Source organism: Microbulbifer mixtoriginis (SeqCode) (assembly GCF_052466695.1).
The window spans coordinates 4,790,330-4,815,707 of sequence record NZ_CP174285.1 but is presented as its reverse complement, the minus strand read 5'-3'; the positions used below and the strand labels follow the sequence as shown (position 1 = coordinate 4,815,707).

General features: G+C 49.0%; 23 protein-coding genes. 14 read left to right on the top strand and 9 right to left on the bottom strand.

Translation table 11 applies throughout. From position 1 onward, the window contains the following. Positions 1-112 precede the first annotated feature (112 nt). From gltA to ACJJI0_RS21065, 5 genes are all read left to right on the top strand, one after another. Positions 113-1,402, top strand: a complete 1,290-nt coding sequence (gltA, locus tag ACJJI0_RS21085; protein WP_444884075.1) for a citrate synthase — start codon at positions 113-115, stop codon at positions 1,400-1,402. Positions 1,403-1,720: 318 nt separating this feature from the next. Next, complete coding sequence (locus tag ACJJI0_RS21080) at positions 1,721-2,257, top strand: hemerythrin domain-containing protein (RefSeq protein WP_252082936.1); 537 nt, start codon at positions 1,721-1,723, stop codon at positions 2,255-2,257. Between the two features lie 702 nt (positions 2,258-2,959). Continuing rightward, positions 2,960-4,990, top strand: a complete 2,031-nt coding sequence (locus ACJJI0_RS21075) for an FAD-dependent oxidoreductase (protein ID WP_444884074.1) — start codon at positions 2,960-2,962, stop codon at positions 4,988-4,990. Then, entirely contained in the window at positions 4,991-6,343 is a 1,353-nt protein-coding gene (locus ACJJI0_RS21070) for a cytochrome c3 family protein (RefSeq protein WP_444884073.1), read from the top strand. It abuts the gene before it with no gap. Between the two features lie 12 nt (positions 6,344-6,355). Further along, the gene (locus tag ACJJI0_RS21065) at positions 6,356-6,904 is read left to right on the top strand and encodes a Tll0287-like domain-containing protein (protein WP_252082940.1); all 549 of its coding nucleotides are present in this window, start codon (positions 6,356-6,358) and stop codon (positions 6,902-6,904) included. A gap of 585 nt (positions 6,905-7,489) precedes the next feature. Here the strand turns inward: ACJJI0_RS21065 and ACJJI0_RS21060 are convergent. Further along, positions 7,490-7,699 (bottom strand): DUF3820 family protein, encoded by a 210-nt coding sequence (locus tag ACJJI0_RS21060; protein WP_444884072.1) that lies wholly within the window; start codon positions 7,697-7,699, stop codon positions 7,490-7,492. A gap of 152 nt (positions 7,700-7,851) precedes the next feature. Here ACJJI0_RS21060 and ACJJI0_RS21055 point away from each other — a divergent pair, with 152 nt between their 5' ends. Continuing rightward, a complete protein-coding gene (locus ACJJI0_RS21055) occupies positions 7,852-8,121 on the top strand; it encodes a YMGG-like glycine zipper-containing protein (protein ID WP_252082942.1) in 270 nt (89 codons plus the stop codon). A gap of 142 nt (positions 8,122-8,263) precedes the next feature. On the opposite strand, the gene ACJJI0_RS21050 is transcribed toward ACJJI0_RS21055, so the two are convergent. From ACJJI0_RS21050 to dcd, 3 genes are read right to left on the bottom strand one after another with little or no spacing between them, the layout of a single operon-like run. Then, entirely contained in the window at positions 8,264-8,449 is a 186-nt protein-coding gene (locus tag ACJJI0_RS21050) for a hypothetical protein (protein ID WP_252082943.1), read from the bottom strand. Position 8,450: 1 nt separating this feature from the next. Further along, positions 8,451-9,659: a BaiN/RdsA family NAD(P)/FAD-dependent oxidoreductase gene (locus ACJJI0_RS21045; RefSeq protein ID WP_444884071.1), complete on the bottom strand. Its 1,209-nt coding sequence runs from the start codon at positions 9,657-9,659 to the stop codon at positions 8,451-8,453. Between the two features lie 28 nt (positions 9,660-9,687). Next, complete coding sequence (gene dcd, locus ACJJI0_RS21040) at positions 9,688-10,257, bottom strand: dCTP deaminase (RefSeq protein WP_152454498.1); 570 nt, start codon at positions 10,255-10,257, stop codon at positions 9,688-9,690. Between the two features lie 204 nt (positions 10,258-10,461). Between dcd and imuA the strand changes: the two genes are divergently transcribed. The 3 genes from imuA (at position 10,462) to ACJJI0_RS21025 (ending at position 13,614) form a co-directional block, all read left to right on the top strand. Further along, positions 10,462-11,169, top strand: a complete 708-nt coding sequence (imuA, locus tag ACJJI0_RS21035) for a translesion DNA synthesis-associated protein ImuA (RefSeq protein WP_444884070.1) — start codon at positions 10,462-10,464, stop codon at positions 11,167-11,169. A gap of 21 nt (positions 11,170-11,190) precedes the next feature. Beyond that, positions 11,191-12,366, top strand: coding sequence for a Y-family DNA polymerase (locus ACJJI0_RS21030; protein ID WP_444884069.1), 1,176 nt, complete (start codon positions 11,191-11,193; stop codon positions 12,364-12,366). 210 nt (positions 12,367-12,576) lie between these two features. Then, positions 12,577-13,614, top strand: coding sequence for a serine hydrolase (locus ACJJI0_RS21025; protein ID WP_444884068.1), 1,038 nt, complete (start codon positions 12,577-12,579; stop codon positions 13,612-13,614). Here the strand turns inward: ACJJI0_RS21025 and ACJJI0_RS21020 are convergent. Then, a complete protein-coding gene (locus ACJJI0_RS21020; RefSeq protein ID WP_444884067.1) occupies positions 13,594-14,766 on the bottom strand; it encodes a methyltransferase family protein in 1,173 nt (390 codons plus the stop codon). The two genes, ACJJI0_RS21025 and ACJJI0_RS21020, sit on opposite strands and share 21 nt — an antisense overlap. Positions 14,767-14,830: 64 nt before the next feature. Then, positions 14,831-15,352, bottom strand: a complete 522-nt coding sequence (locus ACJJI0_RS21015; protein WP_444884066.1) for a pilin — start codon at positions 15,350-15,352, stop codon at positions 14,831-14,833. Between the two features lie 383 nt (positions 15,353-15,735). Here ACJJI0_RS21015 and pilB point away from each other — a divergent pair, with 383 nt between their 5' ends. The 5 genes from pilB (at position 15,736) to yacG (ending at position 20,687) form a co-directional block, all read left to right on the top strand. After that, on the top strand, positions 15,736-17,448 hold the full coding sequence (gene pilB / locus ACJJI0_RS21010) for a type IV-A pilus assembly ATPase PilB (RefSeq protein ID WP_444884065.1): 1,713 nt from the start codon (positions 15,736-15,738) through the stop codon (positions 17,446-17,448). Positions 17,449-17,570: 122 nt separating this feature from the next. Then, a complete protein-coding gene (locus ACJJI0_RS21005; protein ID WP_444884064.1) occupies positions 17,571-18,785 on the top strand; it encodes a type II secretion system F family protein in 1,215 nt (404 codons plus the stop codon). A gap of 3 nt (positions 18,786-18,788) precedes the next feature. Further along, positions 18,789-19,667 (top strand): prepilin peptidase, encoded by an 879-nt coding sequence (locus ACJJI0_RS21000; protein WP_444884063.1) that lies wholly within the window; start codon positions 18,789-18,791, stop codon positions 19,665-19,667. A 62-nt stretch (positions 19,668-19,729) separates the two neighbouring features. After that, positions 19,730-20,398, top strand: a complete 669-nt coding sequence (gene coaE / locus ACJJI0_RS20995; protein WP_444884062.1) for a dephospho-CoA kinase — start codon at positions 19,730-19,732, stop codon at positions 20,396-20,398. Positions 20,399-20,471: 73 nt separating this feature from the next. Further along, complete coding sequence (yacG, locus tag ACJJI0_RS20990; RefSeq protein ID WP_444884061.1) at positions 20,472-20,687, top strand: DNA gyrase inhibitor YacG; 216 nt, start codon at positions 20,472-20,474, stop codon at positions 20,685-20,687. 65 nt (positions 20,688-20,752) lie between these two features. Here yacG and mutT read toward each other — a convergent pair whose 3' ends face one another. The 3 genes from mutT to secA all read right to left on the bottom strand — a co-directional run bounded on the left by mutT (position 20,753) and on the right by secA (position 25,325). Further along, positions 20,753-21,151, bottom strand: a complete 399-nt coding sequence (gene mutT, locus ACJJI0_RS20985) for an 8-oxo-dGTP diphosphatase MutT (RefSeq protein ID WP_444884060.1) — start codon at positions 21,149-21,151, stop codon at positions 20,753-20,755. Between the two features lie 9 nt (positions 21,152-21,160). Beyond that, entirely contained in the window at positions 21,161-22,363 is a 1,203-nt protein-coding gene (argJ, locus tag ACJJI0_RS20980; protein ID WP_444884059.1) for a bifunctional glutamate N-acetyltransferase/amino-acid acetyltransferase ArgJ, read from the bottom strand. A 217-nt stretch (positions 22,364-22,580) separates the two neighbouring features. Then, entirely contained in the window at positions 22,581-25,325 is a 2,745-nt protein-coding gene (secA, locus tag ACJJI0_RS20975; RefSeq protein ID WP_444884058.1) for a preprotein translocase subunit SecA, read from the bottom strand. Between the last annotated feature and the right edge of the window lie 53 nt (positions 25,326-25,378).

The following is a 25,378-nucleotide window of genomic DNA, read 5'->3' as shown; positions in this document are numbered from 1 at the left end:
TGGGTTTGACAATTTGCGGCGCGGCACTTAAGTTTGGCCCCGCTCAAAAGGCCGCCAGCACCCGAAAACACTAGGAAAAGGCCGCCATAAGAACAGTTTTTAGGAGTCCGCAATGTCCGATAAAAAAGCGCACCTCACAGTCGATGGTATCGACGGCGCTCTTGAGATGCCCGTTCGCTCCGGCACCCTCGGCCCCGATGTGATTGATGTCGGCGGCCTGACCAGCAAAGGCTTTTTCACCTACGACCCGGGCTTCGTATCTACCGCCTCATGTGATTCCAAGATCACTTTTATTGATGGTGGCAAAGGCCAATTATTGCACCGGGGCTACCCCATCGAGCAATTAGCAGAAAAATCCGACTATCTGGAAACCTGCTACCTGCTGATGAATGGCGAACTGCCCAATGCAGAAGAAAAGAAGAAGTATGTAGACACTATTATGTCTCACACCATGGTTCACGAATCCCTGGTGAGTTTCTTTAAAGGCTTCCGTTACGATGCCCACCCGATGGCGATGATGTGTGGCGTAGTGGGTGCCCTCGCCTCCTTCTATCACGACTCCCTGGATATCACCAATCCAGAGCACCGCGAGATTTCCGCGCACCGCCTGATTGCCAAGATGCCAACCTTGGCAGCCATGTGCTACAAGCACTCCCAAGGCATGCCCTTCATGTACCCGGACAATAGCCGCAGCTATTCCGAGAACTTCCTGCACATGATGTTTGGCAATCCCTGCGAGCCCAGCAAGATTGATCCGGTTGTCGCCAAGGCAATGGACATCATCTTCCTGTTACACGCTGACCATGAGCAAAACGCCTCCACCTCTACCGTGCGCCTGGCGGGCTCCTCTGGCGCCAACCCCTTCGCCTGCATCTCCTCCGGTATCGCCACTTTATGGGGACCCGCTCACGGCGGCGCCAACGAGGCAGTACTGAACATGCTGCAGGAAATCGGCGATGAGAGCCGTATCGACGAATTCGTGAAGCGCGCCAAAGACAAGAATGACCCCTTCCGCTTAATGGGCTTTGGTCACCGCGTCTACAAGAACTTCGATCCTCGCTCCCGCGTAATGCAGGGCATCTGCGATGAAGTTCTGGGAGCCATGGGTGCCGAGAACGATCCACTGCTGAAGATCGCCAAGAAGCTGGAAAAAATCGCCCTTGAGGACGATTACTTCGTTGAGAAGAAGCTCTACCCGAACGTCGACTTCTACTCCGGTATTATCATGAAGGCTATCGGCATCCCCACCGATATGTTCACCGTAATTTTTGCCACCGGCCGCACTTCAGGCTGGATCGCACACTGGAACGAAATGATTTCTAACCCGTACAAAATTGGTCGCCCTCGCCAGCTTTACACCGGCTATGCCCAGCGCGATTATGCTCCACTGGAACAGCGCTAATAAAGCTCAAAATAAAAAACCCGGCAATGCCGGGTTTTTTATTTCCTGAAATAACCACCTGGAATTTAAAAATATTCAACAAAATTCAAATAACGCAACAACCTAGACCCTCATTAATTGTGACGAGGTTCTCAATATTAAAATTCTCACCCTGATGCAACTCCCGCCACACAGAAAAACACCTGTCATGCAATGTAAAATCCGCGCCTCTCGGACCGGGTGAATTTGCTGTGTAGTTACCGCACCTCAGCGACTACCCGCCCGCGGTTTCCCTTACCCATACAACACACAAAATTAAACCTATTAAGGGCACAGCATATGCTTAGCTTTATCTCCGGCATGTTCAGAGGTAGCAAGTCCTCCGACAGCGTCGACCTGGAAGAAAAATATACCCGCAGCAACTATGCCAGCGCTAAAGGCAGCCGCACAATTTCTTACGACCCAACTCTGATCAAAGCCCTGGAGGACGATCATCGCCACTTAATTGGCATTTTCCAGCGTATGTGGTCCGAAGGCTTTGAAAAGCAAAACTATCGCCAACTGTCACAACTACTCACTCAATTTAAGTCCGGCTTCCAGGCACACCTGATAAAGGAAAATGTTCGCTTCTACGTCTATCTGGAGCAGGCCCTCGCCGGCGATGCACACACACTGCAGGTTGTAAAAGATTTCCGCACTGATATGAATGAAATCGCCAATGCCGTGGTGCAATTCTGCAAACGCTACAATCATGAAGCCTTCACCCCGGAAATGGTTCGCGACTTTAAAATGGATTACCAAAAGATAGGTGAAGCACTCACTCGCCGCACCGCACTGGAGGAAAAAGAACTTTACGTTCTCTATCAGCCCTCCTAAGTATTTTCGGACTAGAGAGGTCCAGTTCGTTACTCAACATCTACAGGAATTCGGCGCAAGCCAATGAGTGAGTAACAACTTATTAAAAAATACTTTGAATGGATGTCTGCGACCCACAAGGACGGGGCGCAAACCTTTTCCCTTTAGAAGCCTGGCCCAGGCCCCCTCTCGCTGACTCAAAATATTTTTCTAAAAACCGCTTACCAACCCAAAAGCGTTAGACGCATACCCGACAGGTAAGTGAAAATTATTTTGGAATTATTTCGGATAAGCGTATCTAGCCCATAAGAGTGGGGCGCATATTTTTTAGCTTATTTAAAGCTACACCCCAGGGATAACCAAACTTACCCACCTAATAGGTATTGACAGTGAGGGCCTGATCGAAAATATTTCCTCAGCAAATAAAAAGTGGTAGCCACGATCAGGCCAGCTACTTTTTTTGCTAAAGCCAGCATCAAAAAAAGCGAATGATAACAACAACTTAAAAAAACTTTCCAGCCTGACCTCCCATACCTTCCTATTCTCTCTCGCGATTTCTATTCAACACTAGACGTTTATTTAATTTTGTTTAAACATATAGAAATTAGAATTTAAAAAAACTCATAACGGTGGAATATTGGCCTAGGAAGTTCTGAAAGCTTTGTGGCTTAAAACAAGAAGGACAAAAGGCCAGTAGTAAAAGCCGGGGGATTCGGGGGAAATATGACTGAACTAGAAAGTTCAGCTGCTCGTCAATATTCACCAGATGGCGCCCGCACCAGCGACAGCAGCTATCCGATTTATGTAATTGTAGGCACTGGACCGGTCGGGGTTCGCTGCGCACAAAAGCTGCTTGAATTCTGTGACGAAGCGCAAATTGTTATCTATGGAGCGGAAACAGAATCACCTTATAATCGTGTAAAATTATCTCAGTACCTCTCTCGCCATGTGGAACGGGAGGAACTGGATAATCCCATCCTAGGTAAAACTGACCACCGTCTCGCAGAATATATCGACCGTAAAATCGTCTCTATAGACCGTGTCAAAAAAACGGTAACAGATGCTGCCGGTAATATTCAGCCCTACACCAAGCTGATTCTAGCCACCGGCTCCAACCCCAAAATTCCCATAATACCCGGTGCAGGCTTACCCAGCGTTTACCCCTTTCGCAGCCTGCGCAATACCAATGATCTAATCGCCCTGCGGGAGCGGCACGCCGATATTTGTGTGATCGGCGCCGGCGCCCTGGGGCTGGAAGCGGCAACGGCTCTAAAAACACCGAAAAATACTGTCACGCTTCAATCCCGCGGAAAATTACTAAGTGGCCTTTTAGGCGAGGAAGGCGAAGAGTTTTTAAAATCCTCTCTTGCCGCCCTTGGTGTGCAGCTGAAAACGGGCTCAATTCTTAAGTCAATTGAGCAGCAGGAAGAAAAATCCCATTTACACTTTGAGGACGGCGAAAGCCTCAGCGTCGATGCCATTGTTCTTTGCACTGGTATTCAGCCGGAAGTCTCCCTTGCCAAAAAAGCCGGACTAAAAATCGATAGAGGGGTTGTAGTTAACGAATGGATGCAAACTTCCGATCCGAATGTTTACGCAATTGGTGAATGTGCCGAGTTTGATCAAAAGGTTTATCAGCTGGTTCGCCCCGGTTATGAACAGGCGGAAAGCTGTTGTTCACATATTCGCCGCGAACATGGCGGAGAGATTTTAGAGCGCCCCTACTCCGGCAGTTACACAGATATCCAACTCAAAATCGCCCATATTCCTTGCGCTATTATGGGAGACGTTGCCTCCGATAACCTTCACCAGCAGGAAAATTTACAGAGCCACGTTTTCCGTAATCGGTTCAAGGGTATTTATCGCCGGCTATTTGTTCAAAATGGGCGCATTCTCGGTGCTATTTATATTGGCAGCTGGGATGAGGCCAACAGCTTGCGCCAAGCGGTGGCTCAGGAGGAAAAAGTCAGTGCTCAAGCGCTTAAGCAGTTTGCAGACGAGGGCCGTCTATTTGGCCAGCAGGCGTCAAACAGTATCAAGAGTTTTCCCGACAGCTACCTGGTGTGCCAGTGTAATTCCGTCAGCAAAGGGGAATTATGCAAGGCTATTTCCGAAGGCAAGCGCACGTTAAACGAACTGCAGCAGGCAACCACCGCCGGATCTGTCTGCGGCAGCTGTCGCCCCTTAATGGCCGAGCTACTCGATACCCCTGCGCCTAATCTGGTTATGCGCCACGCCAAGGGTATATTAATCACTTCGATCATATCGTTACTTTTAATTACCTTGTCATTCCTGATGCCACCCCCGCCAATATCCGACACGGTACAGGCCGGCCAATTCTGGGAAAAACTCTGGTACGACAACTTCTGGAAACAGGTAACCGGCTACACGATTCTCGCGCTGTGTTTTTTTACCGCTGCACTCAGTGTGCGAAAGCGCTGGAAAAAACTATCTTTCGGCCATGTGGATCACTGGCGCTACGCCCACAGCCTTACTGGGGTAGTTGCCGTGGTCGCACTCGCTGTGCACACAGGCTTCCGTATGGGGCAAAACCTCAACCTCGCACTCATGCTGGTCTTCCTTGGGGTTACCGCTACAGGCTCCCTTGTTGGTGTTTTTATGGCCCGCAACCATCACTGGACCGATCTCAGACTACGCGAACATCGCAAGTGGTGGTCACGCGTTCACTACGCCTTACTTTGGGCACTGCCGGTACTCCTCGCCTATCACATTCTTGCGGTTTATTACTTCTAAATGAAATCTTATCAATTTAAATTTTGGCATTACGGACTACTGTTGACCCTGGCTGTAGGTGCCTACGCTTCCTATAACCTAACGGCAGATGACAAGTCTTTATTTATAACTGGCGAGCCCACACATGGCCATCATCAGATAGAGCTCGCTTGTACTTCTTGTCATACCGATGGGTTTTCAGGGGAAGAATCTATTCAGCAATCTTGCCTAAGCTGCCACGCAGAAGAATTAGAGCTGGCCGATGACTCCCATCCACGCAAAAAATTTCTCGACCCTCGTAACGCCCAATTGCTGGAAACCCTGGATGCGCGTCAGTGCATCAGCTGCCACACAGAACACAAACAGCAAATTACTCGCGAAATGGGTGTCAGCCTGGCCGGGGATTTCTGCTTTCATTGCCACAGCGAAATTGCCGAAGAGCGCAGTAGCCATGAAGGTATGGGCTTCGAGACCTGTGCCAGTGCCGGCTGCCACAACTACCACGATAACGGCACCCTTTATGAAGATTTCTTAATCGCCCATGTCGGACAACCCGATCTGCTCGAGGAGGCAAAGCTTCCGGCTCGTACCGCCATGCAATCCTGGCTACAGGAACATCCCGATGCCCAGCCCCTACAGGTGCAGCAGGCGGATATACAGGAAGAAACTGCAGCTGCAGGAATCGCTGAGACTTGGGTGCAAAGCCCCCATGCTCAAGTGGACGTGAACTGCAGCAGCTGCCACGCCAATGGACAGATGCAATTTACTAGTGCTGAGGTTGTGGAACAGTGTGCAAGCTGCCACAACGAGCAACGGGAATCTTTTACCCAAGGTAAACACGGAATGCGCCTCTCATCCAAGTTGCCACAGGAATTTGTTCAACAAGTTGGTGCCATGACGCCACACCAGGCCTGGATACCCATGCAGTCTGACGCTTCCGGGGAACTCAGTTGCACCAGTTGTCACGGCCCGCACGATGTCGACTTGCAGTTCGCTGCTGTGGAATCCTGTCTCAGCTGCCACAGCGATGAACACAGCTTGGCCTACAAGGAATCGCCGCACTTCAATACCTGGCAAGCAGATCCAGAAAACGGAGTTAGCTGTGCCAGCTGTCACTTGCCGCGGGAAACCCACGGAGAACAGGTTGTGGTCAATCATAACCAGAACCACAATCTCCGCCCCAATGAAAAAATGTTGCCTGTCTGCCTGAACTGCCATGGAGCGGAGTTTTCCCTGGCAGCCATGGCGGACGAAAAACTGATCTCTCAGAATTTCAAGCATAAGCCTGCGGATAAGCATGAAACGTTTGACTTAATCCGCGACCGCATTGCAAGAATTTCCAAAAGCAAAAATAAGCAAACACAATCCCAATAGGAGGGGAACACTATGCGTATTGCCGCTTGTTTTATCGCCGGACTGGCCCTACTCACTGGCTGTGAAAAAAACCAGGGCGTGGCACCGGAGCGAATGGCGGATGCTATCTTTGCCGTGATTGAGGCAGACAGAGCCAATTACACCAACAAGGTAGTTAACCGTTTGCAAAATGAGGAAAAAGTTCTGGATGCCGACGAGCACTGGCAGGATAAAAAATTGCTGCCGTTGCCCGCACAAATGATGCGAATGGGTGCTGAGCGAGTCGCGGAAAAAGAATCCGGCTTCAGCTACGCTCTGCTATCCCTATGGCCGGTAAACAAACAGAACAAGCCGCGCACCGAAATGGAAAAGCAAGGTTTGCAGTTTGTCATCGATAACCCAGGTAAAAACTTCTATGGCCGTGAGACACTCGGTGATACCGAATACTTTACCGCGGTTTATGCCGATGTGGGTGTATCCCCAGCTTGTGTCAGCTGTCACAATGATCACGCGGATAGTCCACGTGATAATTTTGAGCTAGGCGAAACTATGGGTGGTGTAGTTGTTCGTATACCGCTTTAATCTATCGCCTGAGCTTCCTTAGCTAACCCAGCCCCGGCAAATCCGCTGCCGGGGTTTTCCCCAACGCACTCTACATTTAACAATCAACGATTGCCTTTTATCCCACAGAACTAATTGCAAGATTTTTCAGAATTGCAACATTTACCGATAAAAATCAAAATATAAGAAGAAATTAAGAAAAATATTTTGAGTAGGTACAATTAATTAGCGGCCGAATTCATTTCGACCGCTCCCTCTTTAATATGACTGGCTCTACTCCCGCTTTAACCTCGCTGAAATCATTCAGACCAGTGGTCACCCGCTGTGGGCCTATTTCCGGGTTAGTCCAGTCTCCATTACGGACCGCTTGTTGTTAACGCTTCGCTCCGCAAAGCTCACCTAGGCATTTACATACTAGACTCGCAACCTAGAAAATCAAAATCAAGGTACTGGTATAACATGCTCTTAACCGAGCTAGTAGGCATTTTTTCCACAAAAAATCATGGAAAACGAAACAAAGAAAAGAGCAGCCTAGGAGTTTTTAAAGTGGTCACTTGCTTAGATTTTTTTGACTTTTGCCAAGAGACAACGATAAACATCTTCAGATTATTTTAACGGCGCAATCAGCCCTTCCAGCCCTTCAATTTTGATCTCCAATGTCAGAGCCATCAACTGCCCCAACTTCCCAGTAGGAAAACCCTTTTTGGCAAACCAAAGCAGGTACTCCTCAGGAAGATCGATAAGTACTCTACCCGCATACTTACCGAATGGCATTGGGGTTTGGGCAATATCAATCAATTGCTGCTTTTCAAACATCGCAAAATCCTTCAAACCTCTTATTTTGTGCTATACGCAGCCCACAGCTTAGATATTTGTTGCTGACTTATCTCCACCCTACACTGGCTGCGAAATTATTCGGTCTGTCTTACCGAATATCTATCCCTCAAGCATCACTGAAAGGGGTGACTATGCGTATCAAAGCGATTAAATACCTCAGCTTAACCGCAGTATTGGCCCTAGGCCTCGGCGGGCAAGGCTGTGCCAATATGAGCGATACCGATCGTCGCATCGGAACCGGCATCGGCGTTGGTGCAGTAACCGGTGCCCTAATCAGTGGTGGTCGGCCCGGTGGCACTGCGGCAGGCGCAGTGATTGGCGCAGGGGCAGGCTATCTCTACGATAGAGAAAGAAAACGCAGAGACTACTATCGCTATCGCGGAGGCTACTATCGCTATTAGTGTTTAATGGAGAATCGTCAGGCTCAGAGTTAATGCATGGCGCAGCCCTTGGTGTACCTAACGCACCAGGGGTTATCCGGGATAAGAGCTACCGGGACAATAAGCAACATTCAGGAAGCTGCGTTTTCTCTAGCGAGCCACTCTAAAGCAACTTGGTCTTGGTTTTTCCACAGCGCTCACAGCAATACTCTGTGACGAGCTTGCCCTGCTTAACATCAAACTTGCGCTCGGTAACCACTTTCCACTTGTGAAAACCTTCCCGGCAAAGAGTACTGCCCTTGTGTTTCTGCCAGGTGGTTTTTCTTTTAAAAGGAATCACATCTCCCATATCAGGCGACCTCCCCCGCCGCGTGCCCAGAAGCCCAGGCCCACTGAAAATTAAAGCCCCCCAGCCAGCCAGTCACATCCAGCACCTCGCCGATAAAATACAGCCCTGGCTGGGTTTTGCACTCCATAGTACGCGAAGAAATCTGATCTGTATCTACGCCGCCGAGGGTAACTTCTGCAGTGCGATAGCCTTCGGTGCCATCGGGAACCAGCGTCCAGGTTTGCAACTTGGCTCCGAGTTCCTGCAGCTCTATTTCAGTAAACTGCTTAAGGGGACGGCTGTCGATATGCTGCCGCTGTAGGAAAAACTGCACAAGCTTTTTAGTCCAAAGCTCAGCCAAAACACTGTGCAAGTGAATCTCCGGGCTCTCCCGGCGGCGCTGTTGCAGCCAATCGGCCAGATCGCGATCGGGGGCCAGATCGAAAGTCACCTTTTCGCCTTCGCGCCAGTGGCTGGATATTTGTAACACTGCCGGTCCGCTCAAACCTCGGTGAGTAAACAGCATCTGCTCGTGAAAGCTGCCCTCACCACAGGAAGCCGTCACACTAAGCGAGCTGCCCGGTAGGCTATCCTGCCGCTCCAACTGGCGCTTGTGCTGGGTAAAGGGTACCAAGGCCGCACGAGTGGGGATGATATTGAGCCCAAACTGCCGAGCGATATCATAGCCAAAGCCCGTAGCCCCCATGGTGGGTATCGACATTCCACCAGTAGCCACGACTAGGGACTCACAGTGAACTGTCCCCAGACTGCTTTCAACACGATAACCACCCTGCCCCGACTCTATTGAGGATATGGCACAACGGGTGCGAACCTGAGCTTTGGCTGCACGGCACTCCGCCAATAACAGGTCGAGAATATCCTTGGACTTGTTGTCGCAAAACAACTGGCCCAGTGTTTTCTCATGGTAGGAAACCCCATGCTTTTCCACCAATGCAATAAAGTCCCACTGGCTATAGCGCGCCAGGGCAGACTTACAAAAATGGGGATTGCGGCTGTAGAAATTTTCCGCACTGGTGTAGAGGTTGGTGAAATTACAGCGGCCGCCGCCGGACATCAGGATCTTCTTGCCAACTTTATTGGCATGATCCAATACCAGCACACTGCGGCCGCGCTGGCCGGCAGTGGCGGCGCACATTAAACCCGCTGCCCCAGCGCCGATAATCAGTGCATCGACACTTTTGGGCAGCTGGCTATGGGATACATCACTCATGAATTAGGGCTGCGCAATCACCCAAGTATCAGGTACGAGGCAGGGTCACGCCGCGCTGCCCCTGGTACTTACCACCGCGATCCGCATAGGACACATCGCAGACTTCATCAGACTCGAAGAACAGCATCTGCGCGATACCTTCATTGGCGTAGATCTTCGCCGGCAGGTTGGTGGTATTTGAAAACTCAAGGGTCACATGCCCTTCCCACTCCGGCTCCAGCGGCGTTACATTGACGATTATGCCGCAACGCGCATAGGTGGATTTACCTAGGCAGATAGTCAATACAGAGCGCGGAATACGGAAATACTCCACGGTACGCGCCAGGGCAAAGGAGTTCGGCGGGATGATACAGTACTCCCCTTCCACATCGACAAAGCTGTTCTCATCGAAGGTCTTGGGGTCCACGGTAGCCGAATGCACGTTGGTAAAGATCTTAAACTCGCCAGCACAGCGCACATCGTAACCGTAACTCGAAGTACCGTAGGAGATGAGTCGCTCGCCATCATTGCCATGGCGCACCTGACCCGGCTCAAAAGGCTCAATCATGCCGTGCTGCTCAGCCATGCGGCGAATCCACTTATCGGACTTGATACTCACTCCGTCCCCCTAAAAGAATAATCAGTGCTCAACAAAAGAGGCGGAATCATAGCCGGTTTAGACTGTGCAAAAAAGTGCCAATCGACGCCTTTCGACCTTGTCGCTAACCAGCAACTACTGTATAAATTCACAGATAACTGTATACATATACAGATATCTAGCAAAATCCGATTGAAGATCGAGGCAGGGAAACGGGGAGGCAGCGTGAATACAGCCAAAAATCGCTTACAAAACAAATACTTAGAAAACCAAGCCAAGCCCACCATCCAACAGCGGCGCTTTCGAGGGAGAGAGGCCTCCCAGGCAGCCAATGAACCTCAGAACCCAGGCGCTACTACCGGTTTTGCTAGCTTGGACGCCTTACTCAAAGACCACGGCTGGCCGCGCGGGGCTACTACTGAATTACTTGTCGGCCAGTCAAGTGCCAACGCATTGAGCCTCCTACTCCGTATGCTCGCTGAACTGACCCAAAAGGGAGAGATGGTGATTCTCATCAAACCCCCATTTACTCCCTGCGCCACAGAGCTTACCCAGTATGACGTCAAGCTGGAGCACTTGTTATTAGTCCATCCCCGCGACAAGCGAGACTGCCTCTGGGCCATAGAGCAATCCCTACAATCTGGCGGCTGTAGCGCAGTCTTGAGCTGGCAGGGTGAACAGGCGATAAGTTATCGAGAGCTGCAGCGCCTGCAACAATCCGCCGAAGCAAGCGGCTGCCTGCACTTCCACTTCCGCCCCCAGTCAGAAGCCCCCCAGCCCTCGCCTGCCACGCTACGGCTACAGCTGCATAGCAAGCCAGAACAGCTTGCCCTCAGACTACTGAAACAAGTGGGCGGCCCTAGTGGTCAACACCTTCAGCTAAACCTCCTGCAACACAGCACATCAAAATGGCATCATCAAGCCCTGCACTAAGCGGCATCTAAGGGACTCTCCATGCTCTGGCTTTGTATCCAGTTTCCCAAACTTCCCCTGGAGGCGCTCACCCGAGCTCAGACGCCGGAAGAGAAAAACCAGCCACTGGCGATAGTGGAAAAGCAAATCATAGTGGAGGCAAATAAAGCCGCCTTCGGGTGTGGAGTCATTTCTGGTTTGAGCTCTGCCACCGCTCTTAATCTATGCCCAGATCTCCAGATACTTTCTCGCGACAGGGGTAGGGAGCAGTGGCAATTGGAAGAGCTGGCACTATGGGGAGGCAGCTTCACGCCTATGGTTTTTGCTAAGGCTATAAATCCTGAGCAAGGTAACAAATACCCTCAACTGTACATTGAACTGAATAGCTGCTTAGGAACTTATGGCGGGCTCAGACCACTATTCAATCAAATACAGCTGGAAATCAGGCAAATGGGTATTAGCCATAGCCTAGGGCTTGGCCCCAACCCCAGTGCAGCGTTGCTGCTTAGCCAGATACCTACGCACAGTCAGTGGCTTCAGCAAACCCAGACACTACCCACCTCTACGCAATGGAAACAGTGGATCAACGATACTCCCTGCAAATTACTAGAGTGCGATAGTCAAACTATACAAAAACTATATTTCCTTGGGTTCAAGCAAATAGGTCAATTACTGGCAGCACCTGTATCGGAAATCGAAATGTACTTTGGCCGTGCTTTTATTGGTTACTTGACTTTCCTCAGTGGCAGCCCAAAAGAACCAGCTGCCTGTTATCATCCACCAGATACCTTAAACTTTAAGGTCTTACCTCTACAAACACTGAATAATAGTGAACAACTGTTATTTTTCTGCAATTTACTGCTTCGAGAACTCTACCAGCTACTGCAGCACCGTAAACTTTCTACACGGCTCTTGCACTGGCAAATCAAAGATAAAAAAAGATCCATCAGTATTTATACTTATGCCCCATCTTCGGCTCTAGAAACACAAGAATTATCAGCACATATAAAACTCCAGTTTGAAAAAAAACTTTTTTTCCAAACGATGCAAAATTTACATCTATATTTATATCAACTACCCTCGAAAAGTCTAACTGATCAAGGAGGCAAGCCCCCTATCGCTAAGCATTCAAACAGAGAAAATGAATCTCAAAGACTCATGAAAAAACTAACAAGCCGCCTCGGACATCATGCACTATCTCATATTACATCGAAGTAAAGTATGATATATACCCCAACTTTAAATGTATAAAATTTTGTAGATATTTAGACTGTAGACAACTATCATTTTCTTTGGCACAAACACTCCCTTAGCAACATGCCACATCCTAGTGAACAATAAGAGTGCGATGCGCACCATCCACCATGAAAAATCAACAGTCAATTATAAAACAAATATTTCTCAAGGCCTCTATTCTTTTTTCACCACATGATCCAGACCAAAACTGAAAACGGCATAATAAGAAAAGCCCTAAAACCTCTACTAACCCTAATCTTCGCAACGTCCTTATCCATCCCTAATGACACCCCCCTCAGGAACATAGACGCAATTACGGACTGCCAAAAACTCTCTCAAAAAGTTCTCTTTGCCGCACATAACAACCAAATAAAAACAGTGAGCATCTCTGCCAATATTAATGGGCAGACCTGTGAAATCCAGTCACCAGACATAAGCAATCAGACACGCCTTCAAACCGCCTCATGTGTAAAGCCACTAGCGGCCACCACCATACTCCACACACTGGAAAGCCACTCAGACAGATTCACAGAGAATCAAAAACGATCAATAAAACTGCTGCTCAGCCACAATGCAGGTGTGGCGCCATTTACCAAAAATATCCCAGAAAGCTTCCAAACTAAAGCACTAGCAAACAAAGCATCCAGAGCAGAGCTCATCTCTAGGTACGCCCCTCAAATAAACCCAAAGCAACCGCCCCAATACTCAAACTTAGGATATATCTTTGCGGCCAACCTATTAGAGAGAAACTTACCGCTTAGCTTTGAAAGCTATTTAGACCAAACACTAAATACAGCCGGATTGAGCGACTACCAATCAGGGAAGCGCCACATGCTGTATCACAAAAACATTAAAGGAAAAAAACTCAAGGATGACATCCCAATAAAACTACCGGAAAGCCTATCCGCAGCTGGAAACTTCTTCGCCTCATCAAAAACTCTAAGAAAATTTGCAGATATCCACTATAAGTGCCTGAGTGAGTCCGGCGAATGCCCCCTCAATATTGACCCCAAAGAAATTCACACACCAACTTCAAGCGGATATGGATTGGGATGGAAGATACAAAAAATTGGGAGCAATCTGGTATCTCAACACCTAGGCCAACTTGATTCATCGAGATGTGCGATTGCACTATCTCACAAAGAGCTAAAAACCATAGCAATTATTATTGCCGAAGGTGACCCAAACGCAATTAATTTTATTCGCACATTAACTTATCAATATTTTTAAACTATTCACCCTTGCACGCAGGCCTGTTGCCTTAACCCTATCCTGATACTCCCTGTACTCAGGAAAACCAGAGAGGAATCGCTCCTCTTCTCGAGCACGCATAAAGTAGATCCATGAAACACCTGCCAGGCAAACAAAGTTTTGAATCACACCCCAGAACCCTAGAGGTGATACAAACGGCACGGACAACAGCCACCAGTAGCAGACTTTGCTAGCATACGCCGGGTGCTTAAGGTATTTATACGGCCCCCTATCAACCAGCCCCCTATAGCTAAGATTGGAAAACCTTAAGCCAAAGGACAGTGTTGCCCACCAATAAATAACCCAAAGCGTGACCAACGAAAAGCCCCAGACATAGAAAGATATACCGCCATCCAGAAAGAAATCATTCCAATAAATATCGTCAGATGGCTTTAATACCAGCTGTACCACGCTATATAGTGGTGGATAGCATGCAAGACAAAACAACCAGCTCCGCCAGCCATTATCCACCTTCATTTCAGCCCCTGTTAGGCGAGAGACAAAGATGTACCCCAGAAAACCTATATATAAATCAAATATCGTACCTAGCAGGATAAATTCTGTAATAAAAGTTGCAGATGTCAAAAGGCGCCCAAAGCCGCCCTCCATAAACTTCACCAATGAAACATCAAGCCAGAGAAACATCAAAGGTAGAAAGAAGCTTTTTAATATTAATCCTTTAGCCGCAGGTAAAACTTTTGAGAAATTTGCCCGGACAACGCCAACCCCCAGAGCAACCCATTCATCATTATTAAGAGATGCAAATTTATCGCAGTAGACAAAATAGAAAACAAAAAAAATAAGACCCAATAAAATATAAAAAAAATAATCAGAGAGGAACATCCTGTGTGGCTCAGAAACGAGCGAAAGGCATTTCAGTAAAAGCACAAAAAACAAGAAATAAACCAAAAGGCCAAATATCTTTACTTTGATTCTTTGCCAATCTCTAGGTTTTTTTTGCAAGCGACCAGATGACTCCTGCCAAACGGACACCCCAAAACTCACTGCACTCGCAAAAAGAATAACACCGACACTATATGCAGAAAGACCTAAGATTACTGCCGCCAGCAGCGTAATTGTGAACAGGCCGAGAGATACCGACCCTAAAAAAATTCCCCTGACATTATACACAAAAGCACCAATAAAGAAGGCGGGACAAGCCCGCCTTCTATTTAACTAACTAAGCAGCAAGTTATTAGATAGAGCCACCACCAGTGGAGGTAGAAGAGGCAGCCTTGCGACAGTTAGCTGGCAAAAACTCTGTAGGAACCGTAGTAGCAGCACCGTCGCCCTTAGAGCAGGACCAGATAATAGTACCAGTAGAGTTATCATTGGCGAGGTCCTTGCCGCCAATAGTAGGCTTGTAAGCTATTACGTTGTTACCAGTAAGCTGCGGGATACCACCGAATGTAAGCTTAATTTCACCTGTTGTCGCATTTATCTCTACCCCAGTCACTTTTTCGGTTTTCAAGTTAGCTAAATCAGCTTTAATCTCAGCTGCGTATGCTTTAATTCCATCAACGCCACCATCAGCAAACATATCAGTTACACCAACTTTAAGGGCGCTAGCCATAATCATGCCTTCAGATACTTTTGCACGCACGGTGTAATCCTGGTAAGCGGGCAAAGCTACTGCAGCCAAAATACCGATAATCGCAACCACGATCATCAATTCAATCAGTGTAAAACCCTTTTGCTTTTTCATTTGCTTTTTCATTGCAACCGTCTCCATACAGACTTTTTTGTTGTGAGCCCCGTGAGGGATGGCATCCCGTGAGGAATTCATCATGCAAGATACAAGGATTGTGCCAAGTTTGGCAAACCTACCGAATAAATAGGTTTGTGAACCCCTTTCTTACATTTGCCAATCTGGACAAACCAACTTGCAGTGACAATTTCCTTCCAGGACTGACAAAAAATGTCAGGCCTGGCCCGCTTTGTCACTTCACAGGCTGACAACAACTTCCTGCTTGCCCTCATCTTAATACGCATTGCTTAGCCAGGTCACTCAAACAGTAGTCCTCTCTGGTATGATTCCAGTGAGGTAAAACCGAATCCCCGGCAGTTGGGTGTCTGTCAGTTCAATAAAGCGGTAAAACAATGAGCACTATTTCTCTTAGTGGCTTGGCTAAGCGTTTGGTTGCGGACCAAGTTATCGACGAAACTACGGCGTTGTCGGCCCTTAAAGCTGCGCGCAGGGAGCAGCAAACTTTTGCCCAGCATGCTGTGGAGGCAAAACTTGTCAAAAGCCGGGAGCTTGCCGATATTGCCTCGCAAGCCTTTGGCACTCCGCTCTTCGAGCTGGGCAGTTATAATTTTGACTTAATCCCCAAGGATATCGTTGCTGAAAATTTAATCAGCAAGCACTTTACCCTTCCCCTTTATAAGCGAGGTAATCGGCTATTCGTTGCCGTAGCAGACCCCACCAATCTAGCCGCCCTAGACGAAATCAACTTTAATACTGGTCTTAATACCGATGCTGTACTCGTAGAGACCGACAAGCTGGCAAAAGCCATCGAGAACTACCTATCCGATAGCGGCGATATAAGTGCCGGCCTAGAGGGCATGGAAAATGAGGAGTTAGATGCTCTCGATGTTGGGAGTAACAATACCGAGCACAGTGACGACAGCGAACCGGGGGGAGATGAAGCACCCGTTGTGCGTTTTGTAAACAAAGTTTTACTTGATGCTATTCGAAGCGGTGCCTCGGATATTCATTTTGAGCCCTACGAGAAATCTTATAGGGTACGTTTTCGCACCGATGGCGTATTGCACGAGATCGCGAAACCACCAATACAACTTGCCAGCCGCCTGTCCGCACGTCTTAAAGTTATGTCCAGGATGGATATCTCTGAAAAGCGGGTTCCACAAGATGGCCGCATTAAAATGAAACTCTCTAAAACCAAGGCAATTGATTTTCGTGTAAACAGCCTGCCGACCTTGTGGGGAGAAAAGATTGTATTGCGTATTCTAGACCCTTCCTCAGCCAAGTTGGGCATTGATGCACTTGGCTATGAGGATGAGCAGAAAAAAATCTATATGGATGCCCTGGCCCAACCACAGGGTATGATCCTGGTCACAGGTCCTACAGGCTCCGGTAAGACAGTATCCCTATATACCGGCCTTAATATTCTTAATACACCGGAACGTAACATCTCCACGGCGGAAGACCCGGTAGAAATCAACTTGGAAGGCATTAACCAGGTCAATGTCTCCACTAAAGTGGGGCTCAACTTTGCCGAAGCGCTGCGCTCTTTCCTTCGTCAGGATCCAGACATCGTGATGGTGGGGGAAATACGAGACCTGGAGACAGCCGAGATTGCCATCAAGGCAGCGCAGACAGGGCACCTAGTGCTTTCTACACTGCACACAAATTCAGCACCCGAGACCCTCACGCGCCTTATGAATATGGGGGTCCCTACATTTAATATCGCTACATCTGTCAGTGTGATTATTGCTCAACGCCTCGCACGACGTTTGTGTAATGAGTGCAAGAAGCCCACAAGTCTTCCCAGTGAAGTACTCAAGGCCGAAGGCTTTGACAACGTCACCATCCCCCAAAATGAATGGACGATCTACCAACCTACTGGCTGTGAACATTGCTCCAAGGGCTATAAAGGGCGCGTAGGTGTGTATGAAGTGGTTCGCATTACCGACGGTATATCAAGAATTATAATGGAGGGCGGCAATTCAATTCAGATTGCCGATAAGGCTCTCGAGGAAGGCTTTAACAATTTAAGAACCTCCGCCCTGCGCAAAGTGGTTATGGGAGTGACCAGCCTAGAGGAGGCAAATCGGGTGACTAAAGATTAGAACCATGCATGTACTTTCAATAACTAAATAAAACTAACCTTCTGGGTTTGCGATTAAAAATACATCAACGGAATAAGCCAATAATTGACCGTTGTTAGTTGAGACAAAGTAGGAAAGCACTTATGGCCAATGCCACAGCAGTCCCATATATCTACAAAGGAGTGGATAGCAAGGGGGCCAAGGTCCAAGGGGAAATCAACGGTACCAGCCCAGCGCTGATAAAGGCGCAATTACGCAAACAGGGTATTATTGCCAACCGCGTCCAAAAAAAGCCTAAACCTTTATTTGGGGGAGGCAAGAAAAAAGTCAAACCTGCCGACATTGCTTTGTTTACCCGCCAAATGGCCACAATGATGAAGGCCGGGGTCCCCTTGGTTCAGAGCTTTGAGATTGTCGCCGATGGCTTAGATAATCAGGGGGTTAAAGAATTAATATTTAAAGTTCGGGATGAAGTGGCTTCAGGTACTACTTTTGCTGATGCCCTACGAAAACATCCACTTTATTTTGATGACCTCTTTTGCAACCTTGTTGCCTCCGGTGAACAATCCGGCGCACTGGAAACCATGCTGGATAGGATTGCCACCTATAAAGAAAAAACAGAGTCACTGAAAGCAAAGATCAAAAAGGCAATGACCTACCCTATAGCAGTCGTTGTAGTTGCCATCATCGTCACTTCCATTTTGCTGATAAAAGTTGTACCGCAGTTTGCCGAAACCTTCTCTAGTTTCGGGGCAGACTTACCGGCATTCACCCAACTTGTTGTTGGCATGTCTGAATGGATGCAGGCTAATTGGCTTTTTGCTTTAATAGCAATTGTTATTGGAATTGGCGGCACTATTGAAGCCAAAAAACGTAATAAAAAAATTGCTGAATTTTTTGACCGACTAATCTTAAAACTTCCCATTCTAGGCACAATCACGTACAACTCTATCTCAGCAAGATTTGCCCGAACTCTATCTACAACTTTTGCCGCTGGTGTCCCCCTTATAGATGCCCTTAAATCTGTGGCCGGAGCTACCGGAAACAGCCTATATGAAGAGGCTACGCTTAAGATCAGAGACTCAGTGGCAACTGGTGTCCCTCTCAATAGTGCCCTGCGCTCTTCGGGTCTTTACCCCACTATGCTGGTGCAAATGACAGCAATCGGCGAAGAATCCGGTGCACTTGATGAAATGTTGGGAAAAGCCGCCGACTACTACGAAGAGGCCGTAGACAATATGGTGGATAATCTCACTACCCTTCTAGAGCCTATGATTATGGCCGTACTGGGTATATTGGTGGGCGGCCTGATGATTGCTATGTATCTCCCTATCTTCCAGCTGGGCCAAGTTGTTTAAAAAATGCTTGAATATTTTATTTTTCACCCTGCGCTGCTTTTAAGTAGTGCTTTTATTTTAGGACTACTCATAGGCAGCTTCCTTAATGTAGTAATCCTTCGCCTGCCAACGATGATGGAGCGGGAATACAAACGAGATTTTTATAGCTACTTCAACACTAAACCAGACACCAAAGAACAGGAAGAACTCGAGAAGCCTTTTAATCTAGTGCTACCCAACTCACACTGCCCTAAATGCAAAACCGAGATTAAGCCCTGGCATAATATTCCTGTCATCAGCTATCTATTTTTGCGTGGCAAATGCGGCTCCTGCGGTACACCGATATCCAAACGCTACCCTTTGATTGAGTTGGCTACTGGAATTCTCACCGCAGTAGTGGTTTGGCAGCTGGGCTTTACTTGGCAGGCGCTGGCAGGCTGTGTTTTTACTTGGGCTTTAGTCGCACTAACCGGTATCGACTTCGATAAGCAGTTATTACCAGACAGCATTACCCTGCCGTTGCTCTGGGGCGGCTTACTGATAAACCTTTGGGGTATTTTTGTTCCACTGCAAGATGCCGTTATTGGGGCTATCGCAGGCTATCTTTCTTTGTGGCTAGTGTTTCATATCTTTAAGCTGGTTACCGGCAAGGAAGGTATGGGAGCTGGGGACTTCAAGATACTCGCAGCTATCGGGGCCTGGTTTGGCTGGCAGATGCTGCCTCTGGTAATTCTGCTCTCTGCCGCAGTTGGTGCTATAGCGGGTATTTCCTGGAGCCTGGCGGTTGGACGGGATCGCAGCCTGCCGATTGCCTTTGGTCCTTATCTGGCCGGTGCCGGCTGGATTGCTATGCTATGGGGTGAGCAGATAGTTGCTTGGTACCTGAGTATTTCCGGCCTATAGATAGCCAGTAATACCAGCTATTTTCAGGGCTCAATTAGCCCATTTGAGGCAAGTGAATTACCATGAACCCGGTCACTCATTGGCCGGGTTTCTTATTTTTAGCTCCAAATTTTTTATTGCAAGGGGACAAGCCATTGTTTCGAGTAGGCTTAACTGGAGGTATCGGCAGTGGCAAGTCAGCCGCCGCGGGGTACTTTCGCGAGCTGGGCATTCACGTGGTAGACGCTGACTGGGCCGCAAGGATAGTGGTACAACCTGGCAGACCTGCATTAGAGCAGATAGCCCGTCACTTTGGCGCAAATGTATTACTAGAAAATGGTGAGTTGGATCGAGCGCAACTGCGTGTATTGGTGTTTAATCATGATGAAGAGCGGGCCTGGCTGGAGAGACTGCTGCACCCTTTAATACGCGAGGAAATCATTACCTCGCTGGAACAGAGTTCTAGCCCTTACGCGATACTGGAGTCACCACTATTGATCGAATCCGGCCAATATCAGCTGGTAGATAGAATCTGCGTGGTGGATTTGCCGGAAAGCTTACAGCTGGAGAGGGCCAGCAGTAGAGATGAAAATCACCCTGAACAAATACGCAAAATTATGGCGGCGCAGCTTAACCGACAGGAACGCCTGGCCAAGGCTGATGATGTGTTGGACAACTCTAAAGAATTGACGAAGTTACGCAGCCAGGTACAAGCTTTGCATCAGAAATATTTGCAATTAGCGAAGTCTTAGCACGACTCTACTAATGTAAAATAATAGACCCTGAGACTACCCCAAACATCGAAGAAGCTGTACCAAACCTAATATGCCCAAGCCAAAAGAAGCCCCAAGCCTAAACTGCCCCACCTGCAAAAAGCCAATAGAGTGGAGCGATAAGTTTCCCTTTAAGCCTTTTTGCAGCGAGCGTTGCAAATTAATTGATCTTGGCGAGTGGGCCAGTGAGGGGCACAAGATACCGGGCGAGTCAATTTATGATGACGTTTTGAGTGATGACCTGGACCCGAGCAAGCAGCGCCATTAAGTCGAGATCTATGATTGCAGCCTATGCATAAGACTCTGCCAAGACTTTACATAGGCGTGCTCGATTTAAACTTCCACAGCCTTGATAGCCTCAATAATCGCCTGGTTGGCATCTGGGAATTGATAATTGTTTAGTTCCTGTACCGCCACCCAGGCGGTCTCCTGCCCTTCACGTCCCTGAGCCTCACCGGAAAATGCCGTTACCTGCCAGGTGTCCAGCAATACGGTCTTTTCCGCATACTCATGCTGGATTTCCACCAGAGGCTGCAGTTGCTCAACCTCAATTGCCACTTCCTCAAGCAGCTCGCGGGTCAGAGCCTGCTGTACGGTTTCCCCTAGCTCCACCTTGCCACCAGGAAACTCCCAGCGCCCGCCCATATGCAGATGATCCGGGCGGCGGGCAATTAAAATTTTGCCATCGCTGCGACGGACTACACCAACAGCAACATGAATAACACGGCTCACAACAACTCCTCAGGTGCGATATTCGGCGTTGATGGTGACATACTCGTGGGAGAAGTCACAGGTCCAGATATGCTCACTGACGTTGCCACGGTCCAGCTCTATACGAATGGTAAATTCAGGCTGAGAAAACACCTGCTCGCCCAACTCTTCCCGGTAGTCCACCGCGCGACCTCCGGCCTGTACTACCTGCACAGTATCCAGGTAAATATTGACCTTTTCAGTATCCAGACCATGAGTTATTGCATTGCCAACAGCCATCACTAAACGCCCCCAGTTGGGGTCTGAAGCGTAGAGTGCAGTCTTTACCAGAGGGGAATTACCTACTTCGAAAGCGACTTTAAGAGCTTCTTCACTACTCTCCGCACCTTCCACCTGAATCGTGACAAATTTGTTGGCCCCCTCACCATCCCGAACCACATCCTGGGCCAGCTCGATATGCACCTGGGTAATAGCTTCCATCAATGCGCTATAACCTTCATCAGCAGGGGAATGGATAGGCTTACCTTTTACTCCACTGGCAATGAGCACACAGGCATCATTGGTAGAGGTATCGCCATCTACACTAACGCGATTAAAGGAGGCATTTACGGCCTCCTTCACCATTTGATCCAGTAAAGGCTGGGCGATGCTGGCATCAGTGGCGACATAGGCCAACATGGTCGCCATATTTGGCTGAATCATGCCGGATCCTTTGGCGATCCCCACGACCGTAATTTCTTCACCGCCAATATTCAGGAGACGCTTGGCAGTTTTCGGGCGAGTATCCGTAGTCATAATGGCTTTTGCTGCCCGCCCCCATCCGCTTTCGATTAGTTCGGCAGCAGCGCTGGGGATAGCATCCAATAAACGCTGCAAAGGCAGGTGCTCACCAATCACCCCAGTGCTGAATGGCAATACCTGCTCTGCTCGAACATTCATCGCTGCAGCTACTGCTGAACAGCAGACCCTGGCGTCGCTTAGACCACGCGCACCCGTGGCCGCATTGGCGTTACCCGCATTAACCAGCAAGGCGCGGATATTGCCCTGTGCGATATGCTCCTTGGCTACTAATACCGGCGCGGCGCAGAAGCTGTTCCGGGTAAAGGTGGCCGAGACCGATGCACCCTCGGCGACCTCTATTAACAACAGGTCATCACGGGACCAATCTTTGATCTTGGCTGGAACACTGGCAAGGCGAACCCCTTTTACGGGAGGAAGTAATGATTCAGGCATATCTGATCGACTCTAGCACCGGCTTCGGCTCTAGTTAGTTAAAGCTAGCTGTAGGTAGAAAAGCGCCATTATTAGATCCTACCTCTTTCGAATCAACAATTATCCGCACTTGATGCGGATAAAAATATAAATTCCGCAGAATATTTTCTTGTCAGTCAAAAAAATACCCCGCATATAGCGGGGTATTTTCTAACTTAAACACTACAGTCTGAAGGCCTTAGCTCTGGGTAGAGGAAGCCAACTTACCGTGGCACTGCTTGTATTTCTTGCCAGAACCGCAGGGACATGGGTCATTACGGCCAACCTTGGGTCCACGGCGCTCTGGCACAGGTGCCGCCTGCTGCTGCGGCTGACTTTCAGGAATTGCGGAGGCCTCGGCATGCTGGAGCTCCAGCTGCTGCTTACGCTGCTCTTCCAGGCGGCGCTGCTCCAACTCGTCCATTTGCTCGCGGGTCATAGGTTCCACATGGGCCAGGATACGTACCACCTCGTGCTTGAGGTTTTCCAGCATACTCTGGAAAAGGTGGAAAGACTCGCGTTTGAACTCCTGCTTAGGGTTCTTGTTGGCGTAAGCACGCAAACCAATACCCGCTCGCAGGTGGTCCATGCTGGAGAGGTGTTCCTTCCATAGCTGATCCAGCACTTGCAGCATGATCTGACGCTCCACTGTCGGCATCAGATTGGCATCGCCAGAAGATTCACTAATGCGCTCCACCTTGGTGGCGTAAGCGGCTTGAGCTTCGGCAACAACCTTCTCGCGCAGCGTCTCCTCGTGCAGATTGCGGTCTTCATCCAACCATTTCTGAATAGGCAGCTCAATGCCCAGTTCACCGGCCAACTGCTGCTCCAGTGCCGGGATATCCCACTGCTCCTCAACACTCTGTGGTGGTACAGAAGCGGAGATAATTTCATTCACAACATCTTCGCGAATAGCGTTGATGGTATCGCTGATCTGACCGGCTTCCAGCAGCTCATTGCGCTGGCTGTAAATCACCTGGCGCTGATCATTGGCCACATCATCATATTCCAGCAGCTGCTTGCGAATATCGAAGTTGCGCCCTTCAACGCGACGCTGGGCTTTTTCAATCGCATTGGAGACCATGCGGTGCTCAATAGCCTCACCGCGCTCCATTCCCAGCATCTGCATAAAGTTCTTCACCCTATCGGAGGCGAAGATACGCATCAGATTATCTTCCAGAGACAAGTAGAAACGGGTTACACCGGGGTCACCCTGACGCCCGGCACGGCCGCGCAGCTGGTTGTCGATACGGCGCGACTCGTGACGCTCGGTGCCGATAATATGTAAACCACCCGCCTCGATCACCTGTTCGTGGCGCTTCTTCCACTGCTCCTTCACCTTGGCCACTTCGGCCTCACTCAAATCACTACCTTTCTCCTGAGCGAGCGCCTCGGCCTCAGCCTCCCAGTTACCACCCAGCACGATATCAGTACCGCGACCGGCCATATTGGTCGCAATGGTGACAGTGCCGGGACGGCCAGCCTGAGCAATTATTTGTGCTTCACGCTCATGATATTTGGCGTTTAGTACCTGATGCTTGATGCCCGCCATTTGCAACATGCGCGACATCTCTTCAGAAGTCTCGATAGAGGCAGTACCTACGAGGATGGGTGCCTGCTTATCACGGCAGAACTTAATATCCTCGATAATGGCGTCCATTTTTTCTTCTTTACTCAGGTAGACCAGGTCGTTGAGGTCATCCCGCTGAATATTCTTATTAGTGGGGATCACTACCACATCCAGACCATAAATCTGCTGGAATTCAAACGCTTCAGTGTCTGCGGTACCTGTCATACCAGAGAGCTTTGGATAGAAACGGAATAAATTCTGGAAGGTAGTGGAGGCCAGCGTCTGACTTTCAGACTGGATCTGAACATTCTCCTTGGCTTCCAGCGCCTGGTGCAAACCCTCGGAGAGACGACGGCCCGGCATAGTACGGCCGGTGTGCTCATCGATCAGGACAACCTGACCGTTTTGCACAATATAGTCCACGTCCCGGTTAAACAGTACCTGGGCACGCAATGCGGCATGCACATGGTGCAGCAGGCCCAGGTTACCAGGGGCGTAGAGAGATTGATCTTCTTTCATCAAGCCGCTGCTAGACAGCAGCTCTTCCACCAACTGATGCCCCTGCTCGGTCAGCTCTACCTGGCGGGTCTTCTCATCTACGGTGTAGTGTCCCTCACCACCTTCTTCGGCACGCTCCAGCTGTGGAATCAGCTTATTCATGGCCAAGTAAAGGTGAGAGGAATCTTCCGCCGCACCAGAAATAATCAGCGGGGTACGCGCCTCATCGATAAGGATTGAGTCCACCTCATCCACGATAGCGAAGTTTTGTGGGCGCTGAGTACGATCTTCCTTGCGTAACACCATATTGTCACGCAGATAATCGAAGCCAAATTCGTTGTTGGTGCCGTAAGTAATATCGGCTTGATAGGCGGCCTTTTTATCGTCCGGGTGCTGCTGGGAGATAATCACTCCAACAGTCAGACCGAGAAATTCATAGACTGGGCGCATCCAATTGGCGTCGCGGGATGCCAAGTAATCGTTGACTGTAACAATATGTACGCCCTTGCCTTCGAGCGCGTTCAAATAAGCCGGTAAGGTCGCTACCAAAGTCTTACCTTCACCGGTGCGCATTTCCGCGATACGACCTTCATGTAGCGTCATACCGCCGATTAGCTGAACATCGAAGTGACGCATGCCCATTGTGCGCCGACCCGCTTCACGCACTGCAGCGAAAGCTTCCGGCAGCAGCTGGTCTAGGGTTTCCCCATCTGCAATACGCTTTTTAAACTCTTCTGTTTTGGCTCGAAGAGCTGCATCATCCAGCTTCTGGAAATCCTCTTCCAGCGCGTTGACTTTTTCCACGACGCGTCGCATGCGCTTCAGCTCGCGGTCATTTTTTGTACCAAAGACCGATTTAATCAGTTTGCCAATCATTATCTAGAAACCACTTATCTTATGTGCGCTATCGGCGCTAATGCTGGGCAGAT